We start from the raw sequence: 19,156 nt of genomic DNA on the forward strand, positions 1-19,156 counted from the left end.
TTTTTGACTCATATCATTTGGTGCGGACCGCTAGAATGACTTTATATTTATTTCTATTTGCAATGTCCATTATCTCGACTAAATTCTTTACAGGAACATTCTCTTCGGCTCTAATGGCAAGATTAGGCTCTTTCTCTGAGAGAAAAATCTTTTTTAATTCTGATTCTATATTTTCACGTCTAACAAGGGTTTTATCTATATAGTATTCCAAATTATTAGAGATGCTTACAGAGACCATTCTGTTTTCTAAATTCTTGCCGCTGACTGCTTTAGGCAGAATTAAATCTATGGCATCGGTAGTTACCAAAGTGGAAGTAAGCATAAAGAATATGAGTAATAAAAAGACTATATCGGTCATAGACGACATAGCAAACTCAGCACTGACTTTATTTCTGCTCTTTAAATTCATCGTGGTGAAAATCTAAGAAGGCTTGTTTAGCAAGTCTAAAAACTCAGTGGTATTTGCTTCCATTTTATGTATAACCTTGTCTGTTTTTACAACTAAAAAATTATACAATACGTATGCAAAGATTCCTACTATCAAACCAGCTATCGTGGTTGTCATAGCTGTATATATTCCCTTTGATAGCATTTGCACATCTACATGTCCTCCAGAAACTGACATTTCGTGAAAAGCTAATACCATCCCTATAACAGTTCCTAAAAACCCTATCATAGGCCCGACACCAGCTATGGTAGCCAATATGCCTATATTTTTTTCTAGATTGTATATCTCTATCTTACCGACATTTTGGATAGATGCCTCTATATCTTTAAGAGGTTTATTAATTACTGATATGCCTTTTCCTATCATCCTAGATACGGGGCTATCTATTTGCTTACACAAGATATCTGCAGAATCTATTCTGTCGTTAGATACCAAATCTTTTATATTATTTATAAAATTAGGATCTATTTTTCCAGCCGATTTTATAGCTAAAAACCTCTCTACAAAAACATAAATAGTTATAATCGATAGAAGAAATAGAACAAATATTATGGTTCTACCTCCAATGCCTCCACTAGTAATTAAATCGATAACGGACAAAGTATTATCTGGAGCATCTAGAGCTGGCACAGTAGTATCTTGACCAATTTTATCATGTAATATCAATGATAGAAAAATCATTTAAGCTTGTTTTTTTAAAGTTATTTTTTTAGACTAATTCCAATTGCGCGAATGTACGTCAAAATATAATGTTTAGAAAAAAAGAATAAAGTCAATTGTTTTTATTCTATAATCTCCTTTTAGAAAGCTGTAAATCAAACTATGTCTAAATATCTACTGTCACTTCCTTAACATCCTTCAAGCTTTTTGGAGCTTCCTCCAAGTGTATAGCAGTTCTTAATGATATTTTATCATTTGGAGTTTTCGCAATAGTGAAAATAGAATCGAAAATAATAGAGATAAAGTTACAGGAACCTCCTTAATTTTTTTTATCATTGTTTAAAAATTTTAATGGGTTAAACGGTAACACAAACATATATATATTAAAAAAAAATGATTACAGGCATTATCCTTATGAAATTTATGTTCTTTCCTCCGAAAGAAGAATCAGTAGAACTGAAAGTAAAAGTTACTAATTCTTTTAATACCCCCTTATATGATGTAAATTCTTCCTTGATTGGAAAAGATACCACATACAATAGAAAAAGTGATAAAAAAGGGTTTTTAATTTTCAAAAAATTAAACAAAGGAGAATATGAACTTTTATTAACTAGTGATGGTTATGAAAATAATTCAATCTCACTCGATCTAGTTAATGATACGGTTATTTCAGTAGAAATGCAACAAGCCTATTCATATAAATTAGATGAGATACATCTAGAGGACGAAATAAATAATTATTACAACAAAGAAAAAAGAGCTTTTGTATTCAAAATGGATAAAGAAAATGAAAAAATTTATGGAATGAGTACAGATGAACTGTTAGAAGATAACCCTATAATCCACAAAGATGGGTTAGGAAAAATAAAGACTCTCGGTAAAGATGCAACTATATTTATAGATGGTGAGAAAATTGCTCTCTCCGAGGAAGAGTTGATACAACACTTAAAATCTGTGCCTGCTATAGACATAGAAGAGATAGAAATAATTCCGAATCCAAGCGCTTATTATGGTGTAAATAATCCTGTTATTAAGATAAAGACTAAGGTTATAAAGAAAGGGTATAGCCTTACAAATAAGATAGAAACGGGTTATTTTACTTATCCTAGAATTAGAAATGATTTTTCATCTTCTCTAAAAATAGGTAAACATCAATTTGACTTAAAGTCTTCTATTGATTATGATAAAAGAGCTGTAGTGTCAAAAACGACTAGCAAGCTAAAAGGGGAAAGCATAACGGAATTAAATTCTACTAATGAACTAGAAGAACTTGCTTATTCAGGAGGGTTGAGATATAAATTAATTCCGACAAATAATCAATTGCTCATAGCGAAGGTAGATTATACTTACTTTCCTTATGAAGATAATTCATCTAAATATGATTTAAATAGTTTTAAAGGAGATAATAGTATATACAGGAAAAATAATTTTTTTTACACAAAAAACCGTTCTAAAATGTTCTTTAATTATACAATAGAAACCGAAAATAGTAATCTAAGGATTAGTCTTGTGTATAACAATAGAGAAAATAAGGATAGAAAAAATGGAATAACTCAAACAAGAAGTATTTCAAATTATATGCTAAAAGCGTATGGATATAGTAATTACTATCATCTGAATAATTCTATTTCGTATGAAATACGACCTTTAAAAGAAATAAGTTTTTCTACGACATTTGAATATTTAGTATTTAACACAAGTACAGAAAAAAAATATTACCCCTTGAATGTAGAAGCATTAGAAGTGGACAATAAAATTCTAACAAATACATTTAAGTATAAAGAGGAAACATTTCTTAGTCATCTAGGTTTCATTTGGGATATAGCTAGACCTCTGACTTTAAATGCTAAACTTGGTATAAAAAATAGTTTTGTTAGTGAACAAACACATAAGTATAAAAGAAATAACCTAATACTAGAACCTAGTATATCACTACAGTATATGAAAAGCATGTCTAATATTTTTGGTTTATCTTTTGATAAAATAGTAATTCATCCTACTTTTGATAAACTTAATTCCACTGGGAATATAGAGGGGCCTAATTTTGAATATGAGCAGGGGAAAGTAGATCTTCTCAATATTAAAATTTATGAATTATCATCATATTGGATTTTTAGGAATAAAATGACTGTATTTTCTTCTCTTTCTTTGGTTAGGGATTATATCGCGCAATCCAATATAGTTAGAGGAATTAGAATTATAAAAACATATAGAAACACAGAAGATATATATACGCTAAGTTTAGGATTAATGTATAATGATTATAAGATTATTAAAAATCTATATTTAGATATCGCTGTAATATCAAACCCCTCTATATACCTTGGGGAGGTTCAATTTTTAAGTATTATCAGCAATAGGTTAAAGTATAAAAACAAATTTGTTAATCTAGAATTGTATAATAGTAATTATTTTGGTGGAATGTTAGATAACAAATTGAAGGTTTTTGATTTAGGATTGAATATCTACAAGAAATATGGTAGTATATCATATAGTTTGGAGATTAGTAATATTTTAAGAAACAGAATAAATACCATTATTTATGATAATTTAAACTCGTTGCATTTTGATGAGTTTAGGTTTAATGATAACTTTGGTATACATTTACGCTTAGTATTCACTATTGAAAATGATAAAATAAATAAAAATGACAAATTTCAGCCAAAAAACTATAGAGACAAAACTCAGTCTATTATTAGGTAATTTTAAAGTAAAAGTTGCTGTTTTATTATTAGCTCCTTTTTTTGTATACTCCCAAGAATCAAAAAAAGATGAATTAGAAAAAGATGTAAAAGAATTTGTAGAATTAATATCCAAAAATCATATTGATAAATTTAAGGAGAGTATTTCATCCGATTATCTAGAAGCTATGGATAGAATAAATTTTTCTATTGAAGGTTTTTTTGAAAAAATACCTCAAAAAATATTAGGATTTGAAGAGATATCAGAATCTGGAAAAGAATTTCTACCCGTAGAAGATAAGGATAAATACGAAAATGTATTTTTAGTAAATCCTAATGATAGGAAAGTAAAGCATATAATTGCTAAAGTGAAGACTGATAAGGATAACATCAGTTATTACATAGCTTTTATTATAACAGAAAATAAAAAAATATTGTCGTTTTTAGTTCATGATGCAAAAGAAGTTCTGAATGATTTTTTAGAGCAGGCAGGAATTAAATAGACACTAAAAGAGATTGTAAAGGAAGCTGTCTCAAAACCGAGGCAGCTTTTTTTTGTTTAAAAGTGTAGTTTTTTACCTGTTAGTTTATCTCACTAACTGATTGATAATCAAATAGTATGAATACAAATTTCAGGGACTACAACCAAGGACAAAATTGGCTTTTTCCACCTAGTATCGAAGAATTAATTCCTGCAAATCATCCTGTGCGAGTTGTCAATGGTGTGATTGAGCAGATGATGGATACTTTACAGGACAGTGTCCTTTTACTTAGGTGCTTTTAGGCATACCTATTTGCCGATACAGAAGTTTTGGAATATGTTGCCCAACAAATCTTCATTGGTGACTTCCCCAGTTATTAGCCCTAAGTTATTTAAGGCACTTCTAATATCTAGAGCTATTAAATCTTGTGGGAAACCTTCATTGAGCCCTTTCTTTATCATATCTATGGAATCGCCAACCCTCAAAAGAGATTCGTAATGCCTGATATTAGAGATTACAGTTGAACCGCTTTTTAACATATCCTTATCAACAAAGGCTCTCAATAATTTAGGTATTTGATCTATTCCTTCTTTGTTTTTTGCAGAGATATACAAGACATTATCAAAATCTATTAACTCGCTTTGTAGTTGTTTTTTATCAACTACTAAATCTATCTTATTTGCTAATACTATCAGTATTTGAGATTTTAATTGCCTCTTTATATCTAATATTTTCTCTTTTTTCTCTTCTATATCATCAGTAGAATCTAAAACGTAGATGACTATTCTAGAGACATCTATCTTCTCAAAAGTTTTTTGTACTCCTATTTTTTCTATCTGATTTTCGGTCTTTCTTATTCCTGCAGTGTCTATAAATCTAAAACTTATGCCATCTATTACTAACTCATCTTCTATTACATCTCTAGTAGTGCCTGCTATATCTGACACTATGGCTTTCTCTTCGTTGAATAAGGCATTCAACAAGGTTGATTTCCCAGAATTAGGAGCTCCTACTATGACTACATTAATACCGCATTTTATGGCATTGCCCAATGAAAAGGAATCTATAAAACTCTTAGTCTTGAGCTCTATTACATTTAATAAATCTAATAGCTCTGATCTATCGGCAAATTCCACATCTTCTTGGGAAAAATCTAATTCTAATTCTATTAAAGACGCAAAGTTTATCAGTTTTTGCCTCAGTTGTTTCAAGTCATTAGAGAACTCTCCTCTCATTTGTTGTAGAGCCGTTTGATGCGCCAGTTGATTTTCAGATGATATCACATCTGCCACCGCTTCAGCTTGAGAAAGATTCATTTTCCCATTTAAAAAAGCTCTTAAGGTAAATTCTCCTGGTTTTGCCAATGATACTCCTCTATCTATAAAGAGCTGTATTATTCTCTGTTTTATATAGGTAGATCCATGACAAGATATTTCTACTACATTTTCTCCTGTATACGATTTAGGCGCTCTAAATATCGATATTAATACTTCATCTATTATGTCTTCACCTTGTTTTATCAACCCTAGAGATATGGTGTGTGTAGGTCTATCACATAATTTCTTGTGACCATTAGAAGGATGAAAAACTTCGTCTGTAACCTTTATAGCATCTGGTCCTGAGAGGCGTATTACCGCTATGGCTGCTATTCCAGGGGCTGTAGATACAGCTATGATGGTATTAGAATCGATCATAAGAGTTTATACATTAAATCGGAAATTCATAATATCGCCGTCGCATACTACGTATTCTTTTCCTTCTATATGGAGCTTGCCAGCTTCCTTACAGGCTAGCTCAGATCCTAACGATATAAAATCCTCATATTTTAGGACTTCTGCCTTTATAAAGCCTCTTTCAAAATCTGTGTGAATGACTCCTGCCGCTTGTGGAGCTGTATATCCTTTTTTTATGGTCCAGGCTCTTACTTCTTTTTTTCCAGCAGTGAAATAAGTCTGAAGGTTTAAAAGGGAATAAGCCGAACGTATCAATTTATTTATTCCTGGCTCTTCTAAGCCTAAATCACTTAAAAAAATATCTCTCTCTTCGGTGTCTTCTAACTCAGATATTTCGGCCTCTGTCCCTACGGCTACGACTAATATTTGGGCATTCTCATCTTTGACACTCTCTCTGACCTTATCTACATATTTATTGCCAGATTTAGCAGAAGACTCATCCACATTACATACGTAGATCACAGGTTTACTAGTTAAGAGCATCATATTGTTGATAAAGTCTATTTCGTCTTGAAGAGCTTCTACACTTATAGCTGAAAGACCACTCTCTAGTGCTTCTTTGTACTTGTTTAGTATGGCCAATTCCCTATTGGCTTCTTTATTGCCTGTTCTAGCGTTTTTTTGTGTTTTAACCAGAGCTTTTTCTAGGGTTTCCAAGTCTTTAATCTGAAGTTCTGTATCTATAATCTCTCTGTCTCTAATAGGATCTACAGAGCCATCTACATGTATTATATTGTTGTCATCGAAGCATCTCAAAACGTGTATTATGGCATTTGTCTCTCTTATATTAGATAAGAATTTATTTCCTAGGCCCTCTCCCTTGCTAGCTCCTTTTACCAAACCTGCGATGTCTACAATTTCTACGGTAGCTGGTTGTATTTTTTCAGGTTTAACTATTTTTTCTAATTCATAGATGCGAGCATCTGGAACATTTATTATTCCAACATTAGGATCTATAGTGCAAAAAGGAAAATTATCTGATTTTACCTTAACCTTTGATATACAATTAAAAAGAGTTGATTTTCCCACGTTTGGGAGTCCTACTATACCACACTTCATAGTTGTTTTTGTGTTTTAAAAAATTACGGCAACAAAGGTAAGTATTTGTCATATGCTATGCCATGAGTTGAAAGATCCGAAATCTATACTAGAACACCTAGTATTTCAACAACGGTAGTAATCAGCTATGTGATGAAAAATCTTTGAAAAAATTCCATATGGAGATTCCTGCACTTATAGATACGTTCAAAGAGTGTTTAGTTCCATATTGTGGGATTTCTACGCAATAATCACATACATTTATAACTTTTTGATCTACCCCTCTCACTTCATTTCCGAATATAAAAGCAAATTTTTCATCTTTGATCACCTTCATCTGATTCAGATTCAAACTGTCCTCTACCTGTTCTATGGCTATTGCAGTAATGTTTTGTCTCCTTAGCTCATCTATTAGTTCTACAGTATCTTTTTTGTATTCCCACTCCACAGAATCGGTAGCTCCCAAAGCTGTTTTATGAATATCTCTATTTGGAGGAACAGGAGTTATTCCACACAGATATATTTTCTCTACTAAAAAGGCATCACAAGTGCGAAAGATAGAACCTACATTATTTGCACTTCTCACATTATCTAAAACTATTATCAAAGGAATCTTTTCAGAAGATTTAAAAGACTCTACAGTCTCCCTTTTTAACTCTGAATTTTTTAGTTTCCTCATAATTCAAACTAATTCGAGGGTTATATGTCTTTTGCTCAAATTCGTTTTAGTCACCAAGACCTCTACTTCATCGCCCAATTGATATACCCTGTCGTTGTTTACTCCTACTATTCTATAGTTCTCTGAATCTAGTCTGAATCGCCCAGGCTTAATACTATCTATCCTCACAAGGCCCTCGCAATGATTGTCTTTCATTTGAACGTAAATTCCCCAGTCTGTAACTCCAGTTATGATGCCTTTAAACCTCTTTCCTGTGAATTTGTGCATATACAAAACCTGCATGAATTTAATAGTATCTTTCTCTGCCTTATATGCTAATATCTCTCTTGCAGAGCAATGTTGACACATATCTTCATATTCTTTGGGGCTTACCGAAGAGCCTTTATCTAAATAGTGTTGTAATAGACGATGAGCCATTATATCTGGATAACGTCTTATAGGAGAGGTAAAGTGACTGTAATAATTAAAAGACAATCCATAGTGTCCTATATTTTCAGTGCTGTATTTAGCCTTGCTCATAGAGCGCATGACTAATGTCTCTATCATATTTGCCTCAGCCTTACCCTTTATATCGCTCAACAACTTATTCAAAGAGGCATTGAGTTTTTTTTTAGATTTTATATCTATGCTATAGCCAAATTTCTTCACTATTCTAGATAATTCTTCTATTTTGATAGAATCTGGTTCGTCGTGAACTCTATATACAAATGTCTTTTTATGATTTTTATTGTCTTTGTTTATAAAAGTAGAAACGCTCTTATTAGCCAAGAGCATAAATTCTTCTACTAGATGATTAGACTCTTTGCATTCTTTTAGGTATACGGACGTGGGAAATCCCTCTCTATCTAAATTGAATTTAGCTTCACCTTTATCAAAGGAAATAGATCCTTTTGATATGCGTTTTTCTCGCATTATTTTAGCTACTTTATTCAAATACAATATCTCTTTGTTGAAGTCTCCTTTCCCTGTCTCTATCACCTCCTGAGCCTCTTCATAAGTAAAACGCCTGTTGGAATTTATCACAGTTCTACCAAACCATTGATTTTTTACATTGGCATTTTCATCTATTTGAAATATAACAGAAAAAGTGTATTTCTCTTCATCAGGCCTAAGTGAACACACCTTATTAGACAAAATTTCTGGAAGCATGGGAACCACTTTGTCTACTAAATAGACAGATGTGCCCCTTTTATATGCTTCTTTATCTAATAAGGTATTTGGCTTAACATAATGCGATACATCAGCTATATGAACTCCCACCTCCCAAATGCCCTTGTCTATCTCTTCAACAGATATGGCATCGTCGAAATCTTTAGCGTCTACAGGATCTATAGTGAAGGTATCTACAGACCGCATATCTCTTCTCTTTGAGACTTCTTTGTTTAATATTTTATCGTTTATGGCATTGGCTTGCCTCTCTACTTCTTCTGGAAATTCATAAGGCAATTCGTATTCTTCTAAAATGCAATTTATCTCTACTTTATTTTCTCCTGAAGCTCCTAATACCCTTGTTACCTCTCCCTGTATTTTTTTTGATCCTATAGCCCAGTTTGTGATGTTTACCACTACTTTGTCTTTGTCCTTGGCTTTGTCTGTCTTATCCAAAGGAATAGATATATCTGTTAATATTTTTTTTTCGCTCAATACTACCCAAGCCGACTTGTCTTTTATTCTTATGGTTCCTACAAAAGATGTTTTATTTCTATTTACAATATCAGTAATCTTACCTTCCAATCTGCCTTGTTTGTTTACTTTGTGAATATAAACTTTTACTTCATCGTTATTGAAGGCTTTTAAAGCGTTGTGTTTTTCAGAAACGAATACATCTTTTACTGTGTCTTGGCTAACTATATAACAACTTCCTGTGGAAGTCATATCTACTCTCCCTGTTATATATTTTCCGAGTAAATTGTCAGTGTGTTTTTTCTTTGATCTCATTATTTCTTTTTTGTAAAATACGGATTTGATTATTCTTTTCAACATAAGAGACAGCTTTTAAAACTATAAGAAATAGACTAGAAAATATGTATTATAAATAAAGGCGGAAGATATATAATACTACTTTTGATTTAGTTGAAAAAAGTTGAAAAAAAATAGCACGCTAAGTTAGTTTTTTTTATTCTCAAAGTTTGGTTATAACTTTCAGTGTCACACTGAAAAATTATTTTTGTACAGACAAGATACTATGAATAAAAACAAAAAAATATGTCATTTTTTATTTACACCCTTTAAGGGATGTCATTACAATCAAACTTTGAGCGTATATGAGGCACAAAATTGTCAAGGTTGTTCAATACGAACGCTTTGCCATAAATCAAAGCACAATATAAGGATAGAACGTAACCATCATCTTGAAAGACAAAAGAATATAATGCTTAACAGACTTCAACAGTAATGAAGGGTGAAATAAAAGCAAAAAAACAACTTCCTTTTAAAAGGAAACTAAAATGTAGCGCTAAATACCAAAAATTTAAAAACCGCCTGGTTTAATTAATCATACGGCTTCTTTGTTTGATTACTTTTTATAATCATATTTTGTACAAATGAAAATTAAAGCCTATTGAAATAGTTTTAATTTTCACGCTTTTTTACTGTGGTAAACCATATTTAAAAAGTCATTGACTTTCTTTTTTAAAAGAGGTCTTTCCACTATAAAATCTAAGAATCCGTGCTCTAGCAAAAACTCTGAAGTTTGGAAGCCTTCTGGCAAATCCCTTCCTATGGTTTCTTTTATCACCCTAGGCCCTGCAAAACCTATCAATGCACCAGGTTCGGCTATATTTATATCTCCCAACATGGCAAAAGAAGCACTAATCCCTCCAGTTGTAGGGTCTGTGAGAAGCGACACATAAGGTATTTTGTTTTTGGCTAAAATGGCCAATTTAGCAGAAGTCTTTGCCATTTGCATCAGTGAAAAAGCAGCTTCCATCATTCTGGCGCCTCCAGACTTTGAAATCATCATAAAGGGTATTTTATTTTGTATTGAATAATCTATACCTCTTGATATTTTTTCTCCTACAACCGACCCCATAGATCCTCCTATAAAAGAAAAATCCATACAGGATATTACTAATCTATTTCCTTGAGATTTGCCTACTGCTGTTCTCACGGCGTCTTTTAGACCTGTATTTTTTTGAGTGACCTTTAGTCTGTCCTTATATTTTTTTTTGTCTTCGAATTTCAAAGGATCCTTAGAACTCATATTGACATCTAGTTCTTCAAATTCATTGTTATCGAACATAATTTCAAAATACTCCTTGCTATTTATCCTAACATGATATCCATCTTCAGGACTTACGTAGAAATTTTTTTCTAGCTCTTCGGTATCTATGATCTTCCCGCTAGGAGTCTTGTACCAAAAACCTTTTGGCATATCTTTCTTTTCACCAGTGGGAGTAGTTACACCTCTTTTCTTTCTCTTAAACCAATCTATAGTACTCATGACTTTATGTTTAAAGTAGTATTAATTACTTCCATTTTATATTACAACCCATACTAGGTTTTTGTTGTTTGTCTTCTATGGTTTTACCTATCAACAAATAGTCTAAAGCCATTCTTAGATCTCTTCCCGTTATAGGTGTTTCGCTCTCTGGTCTAGAATGGTCTAACTGTCCTCTATAGACTAATTTCAAATCATTATTAAAGAGGTAAAAGTCAGGAGTGCAAGCAGCTTGATAAGCCCTAGCTACATCTTGTGTTTGATCGTATAAATAAGGAAATGGATAGCTGTTTTGGTCAGCTACTTCTTTCATTAATTCAGGAGAATCTTGAGGATAGTTTTCAACGTCATTAGATGAGATAGCTATAAAGCCGATGCCTTTTTTTATATAGTCATTAGATATGGAAACTATTTCTTCATTTATGTGTATCACAAAAGGGCAGTGATTACATATGAACATTATCACAGTTCCTATTTTGCCTTTTAATTCATTCAAGTTTAGATTCTTACCAGAAACAGTGTCTAATAAATCAAAATAAGGTGCCTCCACACCCAAAGGCAACATGTTAGATAAGGTTTTAGCCATGATATTAAATATTTCGGTCCCCAAATATAACATATATATTGCATCACATTTTTATTGAAAATATCATAATTTTATACCCTTAAATCTTATGTATGGAAGTACCTATACAAAGGGTAACCCTTCCTCTTTTTTCGCTTAGAGGAGTAAATGTATTTGTAAAGAGAGAGGATCTTATACATCGGTATATTTCGGGTAATAAATACAGGAAATTGAAATACAATATGCTCTTTGCAGAAAATGAGAAATATAATAGAATATTGAGTTTCGGAGGGGCTTTCTCCAATCATATTTTGGCTCTTGCTTATGCTTGTAAAGAGAAGAATATTTCTTCTGTGGGAGTCATCAGGGGTGAAGAGCTAGCAGATAAAAGACCAGATGAATTGAATTCGACTTTGAGGTTTTGTTTGGAGTGTGGTATGAAACTACACTTCATAGATAGAAAACAATATAGGGATAAGTACCATGAGGATTTTATTCTTAGCTTAAGAAATACATTTGGGGAATTTTATTTGCTTCCAGAGGGGGGCTCTAATAATTTAGCGGTTAAAGGATGTGAGGAGATATTAGACAGTAGAACAGATAAATTCGATGTGATTTTTTGTGCTGTGGGCACAGGCGGCACTATATCTGGAATTATAAATTCTGCTAAGAAAAATCAAAGAGTGATTGGCATTCCAGTCTTAAGAGGAGCGAATTTTTTAGAGGCAGAGATATGTAAATATTTAAACGAAGATGTATGCCAATGGTCTTTGAATTACAACTACTCATTTGGTGGATATGCCAAGTGTGATAAAAGGTTGTTGTCGTTTATAGAGTTAATAGAAAATAAAACTTCCATACCTTTGGAACCCGTTTATACAGGCAAGGTTTTATACGCTATTTTCGATATGATAGAGAGGAATATATTCAGCAGAGGCACTGATATATTGATGATTCATACTGGAGGATTGAGGAGCAAAAACGATTTTTAAAATATATATATGATTAATATTACTAAGAAAGGGGTATTTTGTTTTTTGTATTGTAATTTGTTGTTCTCACAAAATTTTCAAGATAGGAAAGACTATATAGAGAAATACAAGATTATAGCTATTGAAGAGATGATTACCTATGGGATTCCCGCTAGTATAACTCTAGCACAAGGCGTTTTGGAGTCAGGTAATGGAAAGAGTGAATTGTCAAATAAATCTAACAATCATTTTGGAATAAAGTGTCATACTTCTTGGGAAGGAGAAAAAGTATATCACGATGATGATGAAAAAGGTGAATGCTTTAGAAAATACAAACATCCATGGACTTCATATAGAGATCATTCAGAGTTTTTGGTTAGCAGAAGTAGATATGCTTTTTTATTCGATTTAGATATTGATGATTATAAAGCTTGGGCTCATGGCTTGAAAAAAGCAGGTTACGCTACAGACCCTAAATACGCTAAAATACTCATCAAAATCATAGAAGATGAGGAGTTATACAAATACGACAGTATGACTCTAACTGAGGTAGAGAAAAATCAAGTAGCAGCTATCATCAGGGGTGCTGAAAGTGCTGAAAGTGATGAGAGTATGGAACATACTTTTAAATATGGAAGTAAAAGTATAAACGGTATTAAATATGAAGTGATCTCTTCTGCTAATACTTTGGGTTCTATTTGCAAAAAACATAACCTACCAGAGTATGCCATTTTAGATTACAACGATCTTTCGAGTTCAGAAGACTTGAAAGACGGAATGAATGTTTTTTTATCTAGAAAGAAAATAAAAGTAGAAAATGGTGTAAACACTTACGTTATAGGAGGGTCAGAGAGTTTATATGAAGTTTCTCAAAAACTTGGAATTAGGTTGAGATGGTTAGAAAAGAGAAATAATATTTCTAAAGATTCTAAGTTAAATAGAGGAGACGTTCTATATGTTAGAGATTTTAAGGAGAGTTAATTATAAATATCATGCATACTAAAAGCAATAACCTTTTTAAAGAAGCTAAAAGATTTATACCTGGTGGGGTAAATTCTCCTGTGAGAGCTTTTAAAGGTGTAGGAGGCAAGCCTGTTTTTATAAGAAGGGCAAAGGGGGCTCATCTCTATGATGAAGATGGAAATGTCTATATAGATTATATAAATTCTTGGGGCCCTATGATTTTGGGTCACGCTAGTGAATCAGTTATAAACGCTATTACCGAACAAGTTAGGAGAGGAACATCATTTGGAACTCCAACAGAGATAGAAGTCGAGATAGCCAAGTTGATAATAGAGATGTGTCCTTTTATAGATATGATACGAATGGTCAATTCGGGCACGGAAGCTTGTATGAGTGCTATTCGTTTGGCAAGAGCTTATACAAACAGGGATAAGTTTATAAAATTTGAAGGTTGTTATCACGGGCATTCAGACTCTTTTTTAATTAAGGCTGGCAGTGGAGCCATGACTTTTGGAACTCCAAGTAGTCCAGGTGTTACATCGTCTACATCTAAAGATACTTTATTAGCTACTTATAATGATATAGGAAGTGTAAAGAGGTTAATAGAGGAATATAAAAATCAAATAGCGGCTATTATTTTGGAGCCAGTGGCTGGGAATATGGGATGTATTCCTCCAGTTGATAATTTTTTAAGTCAGCTTAGGGAATTGTGTGATCAAAACAATATAGTCTTGATTTTTGATGAAGTAATGACAGGTTTTAGATTGTCTAAAGGGGGAGCTCAGGAGTTTTTTGGAGTCAAAGCAGATTTGGTAACCTACGGAAAGATTATAGGAGGCGGTATGCCTGTTGGTGCTTTTGCAGGCAAATCAGAAATAATGAATTGTGTTTCTCCTGTTGGAGATGTTTATCAAGCTGGCACTCTATCTGGGAACCCTATGGCTATGATAGCCGGATATACTGTTTTAAAGGAGTTGTCAGACAATCCAGATATATATAAAAACATAAATGAAAAGACAGCTAAACTTGAGAGTGAGTTTATAAGTATTCTATCTAGAAAAGATATTCCTTTTAGGATAAACAGAGTGGGATCTATGATTAGTATATTCTTCTGTGAAGAAGAAGTAGAAAGCTTTAATTCTGCTAACACGGTTGACACTAAAGTTTTTAATAAGTTTTTTCATCATATGTTGTCCAATGGTGTGTATTTGCCTCCTTCTGCTTTTGAGACCTGGTTTATATGCAATGAATTGTCCAATACAGATATAGAAAAAACTGTAGAAGCAGTTGATAGTTTTTCTCTTTAAATAATACAGTCTGTAACTAGATCTGTCTTTTATAGTTCTTCCTCACTACATATTAATGTGACTTTGGGTATGACGAGCCTTTTCTGTGTCATAAGTTTTTCTTGAAATTTTGTGTCACTGTTTTTTTTTAAATCAATAAAAAAAACAGTAAAAACAAAACAGACAGCCATAATAACTGACTGCCTGTTTAGAGTTGAATAAGTATAATTGGAATTTATTTACTAATTACTCGTTTGAACCTTAACCCAATAATGCCCTGCTACATTACTTCCACTACTTTCTTTAAGAGTATATTTTACTTCTTTCCCATCAGAAAAATCTTCTCCATTGTTAGGATCTAGAGTATAAGAAGAACTACTACTACTATCCAAACTAAGTGTTAAATTACTAAGATCAGTACCTGTAGGCACAGTAATACTTATAACTCTGGTAGTTGCATTAATATCAACAGCGCTTGGAGTAATCTCGGTACTACTGCTATTTGTAAGTTTTAAACTATCACTACTAGCTATAGTTTTAGTAGAATCATATATATAAACTTCATAAGTCTTTGTTGTAGTGCCATTTTCAGCTCTTATTGTATACTCCTTTGGAGCATCATAAGTAAATGATTGAGCTCCAGTTGGAGAAGTTACAGTAGCATAATCTGATTTTTCTATAGTAGGAGTCTTACTACCTGTAGCAGCAGGCACAACTATTCTGCCTTTACTGCCACTACCAGTAACGGTCTCTGTAATATTACCTTCATCAGTATTAATTGTAAATTTTGTAATCTGCGCTTCAGTTGAAGGTGTTCTAGTTACAGTAATTTTATACTCTTTATTAAGATCTGCATAAGTAGAATTTTTTACTGTATAAGTAAATTCGCTACCCAAAGTAAATTGCTGAGCACTCACACTAGGAGTGATAGTAGTATTGGTGGCATCTCCAAAATCAATTGTAGGAGTTAGAGTTACTGTATTAGTGCCATCTGATGAGGTCTTCTCCACCGTAGCAGGAACTGTTATAGCTATAGCTCCAGTATCGTGGTTAATACTTGTTGCGCTTATTTCAGTAGTTATACCTGTATTGCCACTAGTAGCAAATTTAAAAGAACTAATATAAGGTCCTTTAACTACCGTTACGGTATAAACTCTTTTAGAACCTGTATCAGTTTTTGTTAAAGTAAATGTATTATTGTCAGTAGTACTAATATCTCCAGATACTGCTGCACCACTAGGTGGATCTAAACTACAACCATCAGGAAAAGTTATAGTAGGAGTTAATCCTGTTAAATTAAATTCATTTTCATTATTCTTAGGAAATTTTAACAAGATAGTACCAGTGTTATCAGAATCAGCATGAGTTAATGTAGCTTGAACTTCTTCTTTAATGCCTTTTCCAGTAGTAGCTGGTATTTTAAAGCTTCCTAATTTTGGCGCCAATTCTTTAGTTACAGTTACTTGATAGGTCTTTTCTACACCATTAGCTGTTACTTTATATTGTACAGGAGTTTTTTCATTAAAAGTCTCAGGAGTTCCAGTAGCAGGGACAACAGTAACACCATTTTCAACTTCAATTGTAGGAGTTAGAGTTTGACTTAAGTCTACAGTGCTAGGAACGGTTATGGCTATAGCTCCAGTATCGTGTTTGATACTTGTAGCGCTTATATCAGTAGTTATACCTGTATTAGTTCCACTACTAGATGTTTTAAATTTAAAAGACTTAATAGAAGGGCCTTTAACTACCGTTACGGTATAAACTCTTTTAGAACCTAAAGTAGTTGTTAGAGTAAATGTATTACTGCCAGTAGTACTAATATCTCCAGTTACTGCTGCACCACTAGCTGGATTTACAGTATACCCACTACTTCCATCAGGAAAAGTTATAATGGGTGTCAATCCTGTTAAAGAGATATCAGTATCCATATCCTTAGGAAATTTCAGCAATATAGTACCAGTATTAGAGTCTTCAGCATGAGTTAATTCAGCCACAACATTATTTTGAATACCATTTGTTTGATTAGCTGATATTGTAAAGTTTTTCAACTGTGGCGCTGCTTCTTTAGTTACAGTTACTTCATAAGTTTTTTCTATACCATTAGCTGAAACTTTATATTGAACAGGGGTATTTTCATTAAAGGTCTGAGTAATTCCAGTAGAAGGGACAATAGTAACATCACTTTCAACTTCAATTGTAGGAGTTAGAGTTTGACTTAAGTCTACAGTATTAGGAACTATTACTGTTATATTATTATTAGCGTGATTAATAACTCCATTTACAGTGGTACTTATACCGGTATTAGCACTCACTACACTAGCAGCTTCAAACTTAAACGACTTAATAAACGGCCCTTTAACTGCTGTTATAGTATAAACTCTTTTAGAACCTGTATCAGTTTTTGTTAGAGTAAATGTAGCGCTGCTAATCTCTCCAGTTACTCCTGCACCACTAGCTGGACTTACAGTACAACCAGTAGAAACTTCTATAGTAGGGGTTAATCCTGTTAAATTAAATTCATTTTCATTATTCTTAGGAAATTTTAACAAGATAGTACCAGTGTTATCAGAATCAACATGAGTTAATTCAGCCACAACGTTATTTTGAATACCATTTGTTGGATTAGCTGTTATAGTAAAACCTGTCAATTTTGGCGCCAATTCTTTAGTTACTGTAACCGCATAAGTTTTTTTTATCCCATTGGCTGTTACTATGTAATTAACAGGGCTGCTACTAGTAAACTGCTGAGATTGCGCACTAGCAGGCTCAACTGTAGTAGTACTGTCTCCTAACGTAATTGTAGGTGTTAGACTATTATTTAAGTTTACAGTGCTAGGAACGGTTACTGTTATATTATTATTAGCGTGATTAATAACTCCATTTACAGTGGTACTTATACCCGTATTAGTACTCCCGCCACTAGTAGTTTCAAATTTAAAAGAGCTAATAAACGGCCCTTTAACTGCCTCAACAGTATAAACTCTTTGTGACCCTGTATCAGTTTTTGTTAAAGTAAATGTATTACTACCAGTAGTACTAATATCTCCAGATACTACCGTGCCACTAGCTGGGCTTACAATACAACCAGTAGGAACTTCTATAGTAGGAATTAATCCTGACAAACTAATTACAGTAGAAGCACTCTTAGGAAACTTTAATATTATTTTACCAGTGTTAGTGTTGTCAGAAAGATACTCGAATGTAGCTTCAACTTCTTCCGTAATACCTTTTCCTGTATCAGCTGGTATTTTAAAGCTTTCTAATTTTGGTCCTTCTTCCTTAGTTACAGTTACTTTATAAGTTTTTGTTGTACCATCTTGAGCTGTTACAGTATATTCCTCTTCTGAACCAGATGTAAAAGTTTTAGCTTCTTCATTTGCTGGACTAACTCTAGCTCCAGAACTTATCTCTATAGTAGGCTTAAGATCTGCTAAATCAGCAATATTTGGAACTATTAATGATATGGTAGCTTCTCCACTTTCTGACTTTATTATAATTCCAGTTATGTCTTTTACAAGACCCTTACCATTATTTTTTTCATCATTAATAAATTTAAATGAACTAATAGCGCATTCATTAGATGAACCTTTGGTTATATATACTTTGTATTCCTTAGCTGTTCCATCTTTAGCTGTTACAGTAAAAACTTTTTTATAACGTTGAAGAGAAGGTGTTTCTGAAGACTCCTCAGAAGACTCCTCAGAAGATTCTTCAAGTTCAAAATTAACTTCATCTCCACTAGCAGGTGATATGCTATATCCTTCAGAAAGTTTTATATCAAACTTTAATCCAGTTAAAATAGCCGAATGAGGAACTGTTAACGATACAGTATAATCAGCAGTATCTATATCACAAGTTATATCAGAAACTAATCCTTTTTCAGGGTTTTCAGATTCAATTAGGGAAATAGACTCTATGCCTACTCCTATACCTAAATTATTATCATAACCTTTATTCTTTTCACAAGAAAAAATAAACACAGATAACAACACAAAAGAAAAAATTATACTCTTCACAAAAGAAAATGTCTTCATGTTTTTTTAAAAAAAATAATTAATTACAACCTGTCAATCACCTTGAATATCAAAGCATTAACCACAAATTTTAGCATAATTCTTTCCCCTAAAGACAAAGAATTAAATATCCTAGCTAATATAGTAGCAATTATTTGAATCTCCGCTTTTTTATATGAACAAAAACAGACAGCCATA

15 protein-coding genes are annotated in these 19,156 nt (G+C 32.6%); 6 read left to right on the plus strand and 9 right to left on the minus strand.

The window, feature by feature from the left end:
- Positions 1–13: 13 nt before the first annotated feature.
- Positions 14–409 carry an ExbD/TolR family protein gene (locus tag JBKA6_RS01790; protein WP_096685284.1) on the minus strand — a complete coding sequence of 132 codons (396 nt, stop codon included), beginning with the start codon at positions 407–409 and terminating at the stop codon, positions 14–16.
- 12 nt (positions 410–421) lie between these two features.
- Positions 422–1,129 (minus strand): MotA/TolQ/ExbB proton channel family protein, encoded by a 708-nt coding sequence (locus JBKA6_RS01795; RefSeq protein ID WP_096685286.1) that lies wholly within the window; start codon positions 1,127–1,129, stop codon positions 422–424.
- A 372-nt stretch (positions 1,130–1,501) separates the two neighbouring features.
- Between JBKA6_RS01795 and JBKA6_RS01800 the strand changes: the two genes are divergently transcribed.
- Positions 1,502–3,811, plus strand: coding sequence for a porin family protein (locus JBKA6_RS01800; RefSeq protein ID WP_172843090.1), 2,310 nt, complete (start codon positions 1,502–1,504; stop codon positions 3,809–3,811).
- Positions 3,756–4,292, plus strand: coding sequence for a hypothetical protein (locus tag JBKA6_RS01805; RefSeq protein WP_096685290.1), 537 nt, complete (start codon positions 3,756–3,758; stop codon positions 4,290–4,292). The genes JBKA6_RS01800 and JBKA6_RS01805 overlap by 56 nt, the downstream gene beginning before the upstream one ends.
- A 287-nt stretch (positions 4,293–4,579) precedes the next feature.
- On the opposite strand, the gene mnmE is transcribed toward JBKA6_RS01805, so the two are convergent.
- The 4 genes from mnmE to rnr form a co-directional block, all read right to left on the minus strand.
- Positions 4,580–5,965 carry a tRNA uridine-5-carboxymethylaminomethyl(34) synthesis GTPase MnmE gene (mnmE, locus tag JBKA6_RS01810; protein WP_096685292.1) on the minus strand — a complete coding sequence of 462 codons (1,386 nt, stop codon included), beginning with the start codon at positions 5,963–5,965 and terminating at the stop codon, positions 4,580–4,582.
- Positions 5,966–5,971: 6 nt separating this feature from the next.
- The gene (gene ychF / locus JBKA6_RS01815; RefSeq protein WP_096685294.1) at positions 5,972–7,063 is read right to left on the minus strand and encodes a redox-regulated ATPase YchF; all 1,092 of its coding nucleotides are present in this window, start codon (positions 7,061–7,063) and stop codon (positions 5,972–5,974) included.
- Positions 7,064–7,184: 121 nt separating this feature from the next.
- The gene (locus JBKA6_RS01820; protein WP_096685296.1) at positions 7,185–7,721 is read right to left on the minus strand and encodes an RNA methyltransferase; all 537 of its coding nucleotides are present in this window, start codon (positions 7,719–7,721) and stop codon (positions 7,185–7,187) included.
- A 3-nt stretch (positions 7,722–7,724) separates the two neighbouring features.
- Positions 7,725–9,704, minus strand: a complete 1,980-nt coding sequence (gene rnr, locus JBKA6_RS01825) for a ribonuclease R (protein WP_096685298.1) — start codon at positions 9,702–9,704, stop codon at positions 7,725–7,727.
- A 202-nt stretch (positions 9,705–9,906) separates the two neighbouring features.
- On the opposite strand from rnr, the gene JBKA6_RS08055 reads away from it, so the two are divergent.
- Complete coding sequence (locus JBKA6_RS08055; RefSeq protein WP_157776876.1) at positions 9,907–10,116, plus strand: transposase; 210 nt, start codon at positions 9,907–9,909, stop codon at positions 10,114–10,116.
- Positions 10,117–10,299: 183 nt separating this feature from the next.
- Here JBKA6_RS08055 and accD read toward each other — a convergent pair whose 3' ends face one another.
- Together accD and JBKA6_RS01835 are read right to left on the minus strand one after the other, a co-directional pair.
- A complete protein-coding gene (accD, locus tag JBKA6_RS01830; protein WP_096687331.1) occupies positions 10,300–11,154 on the minus strand; it encodes an acetyl-CoA carboxylase, carboxyltransferase subunit beta in 855 nt (284 codons plus the stop codon).
- Between the two features lie 34 nt (positions 11,155–11,188).
- The gene (locus JBKA6_RS01835; protein WP_096687333.1) at positions 11,189–11,746 is read right to left on the minus strand and encodes a thioredoxin family protein; all 558 of its coding nucleotides are present in this window, start codon (positions 11,744–11,746) and stop codon (positions 11,189–11,191) included.
- 92 nt (positions 11,747–11,838) lie between these two features.
- Here JBKA6_RS01835 and JBKA6_RS01840 point away from each other — a divergent pair, with 92 nt between their 5' ends.
- From JBKA6_RS01840 to hemL, 3 genes are read left to right on the plus strand one after another with little or no spacing between them, the layout of a single operon-like run.
- Positions 11,839–12,717 carry a 1-aminocyclopropane-1-carboxylate deaminase/D-cysteine desulfhydrase gene (locus JBKA6_RS01840; RefSeq protein WP_096685300.1) on the plus strand — a complete coding sequence of 293 codons (879 nt, stop codon included), beginning with the start codon at positions 11,839–11,841 and terminating at the stop codon, positions 12,715–12,717.
- A 9-nt stretch (positions 12,718–12,726) separates the two neighbouring features.
- On the plus strand, positions 12,727–13,677 hold the full coding sequence (locus JBKA6_RS07995; protein WP_096685302.1) for a glucosaminidase domain-containing protein: 951 nt from the start codon (positions 12,727–12,729) through the stop codon (positions 13,675–13,677).
- Between the two features lie 8 nt (positions 13,678–13,685).
- Positions 13,686–14,966: a glutamate-1-semialdehyde 2,1-aminomutase gene (gene hemL / locus JBKA6_RS01850; RefSeq protein ID WP_096685304.1), complete on the plus strand. Its 1,281-nt coding sequence runs from the start codon at positions 13,686–13,688 to the stop codon at positions 14,964–14,966.
- Positions 14,967–15,187: 221 nt separating this feature from the next.
- Here the strand turns inward: hemL and JBKA6_RS01855 are convergent, their stop codons facing one another.
- Positions 15,188–18,979, minus strand: a complete 3,792-nt coding sequence (locus JBKA6_RS01855; protein WP_096685306.1) for a DUF5018 domain-containing protein — start codon at positions 18,977–18,979, stop codon at positions 15,188–15,190.
- Between the last annotated feature and the right edge of the window lie 177 nt (positions 18,980–19,156).

This window comes from Ichthyobacterium seriolicida, assembly GCF_002369955.1.
Classification (GTDB): Bacteria; Bacteroidota; Bacteroidia; order Flavobacteriales; family Ichthyobacteriaceae; genus Ichthyobacterium; species Ichthyobacterium seriolicida.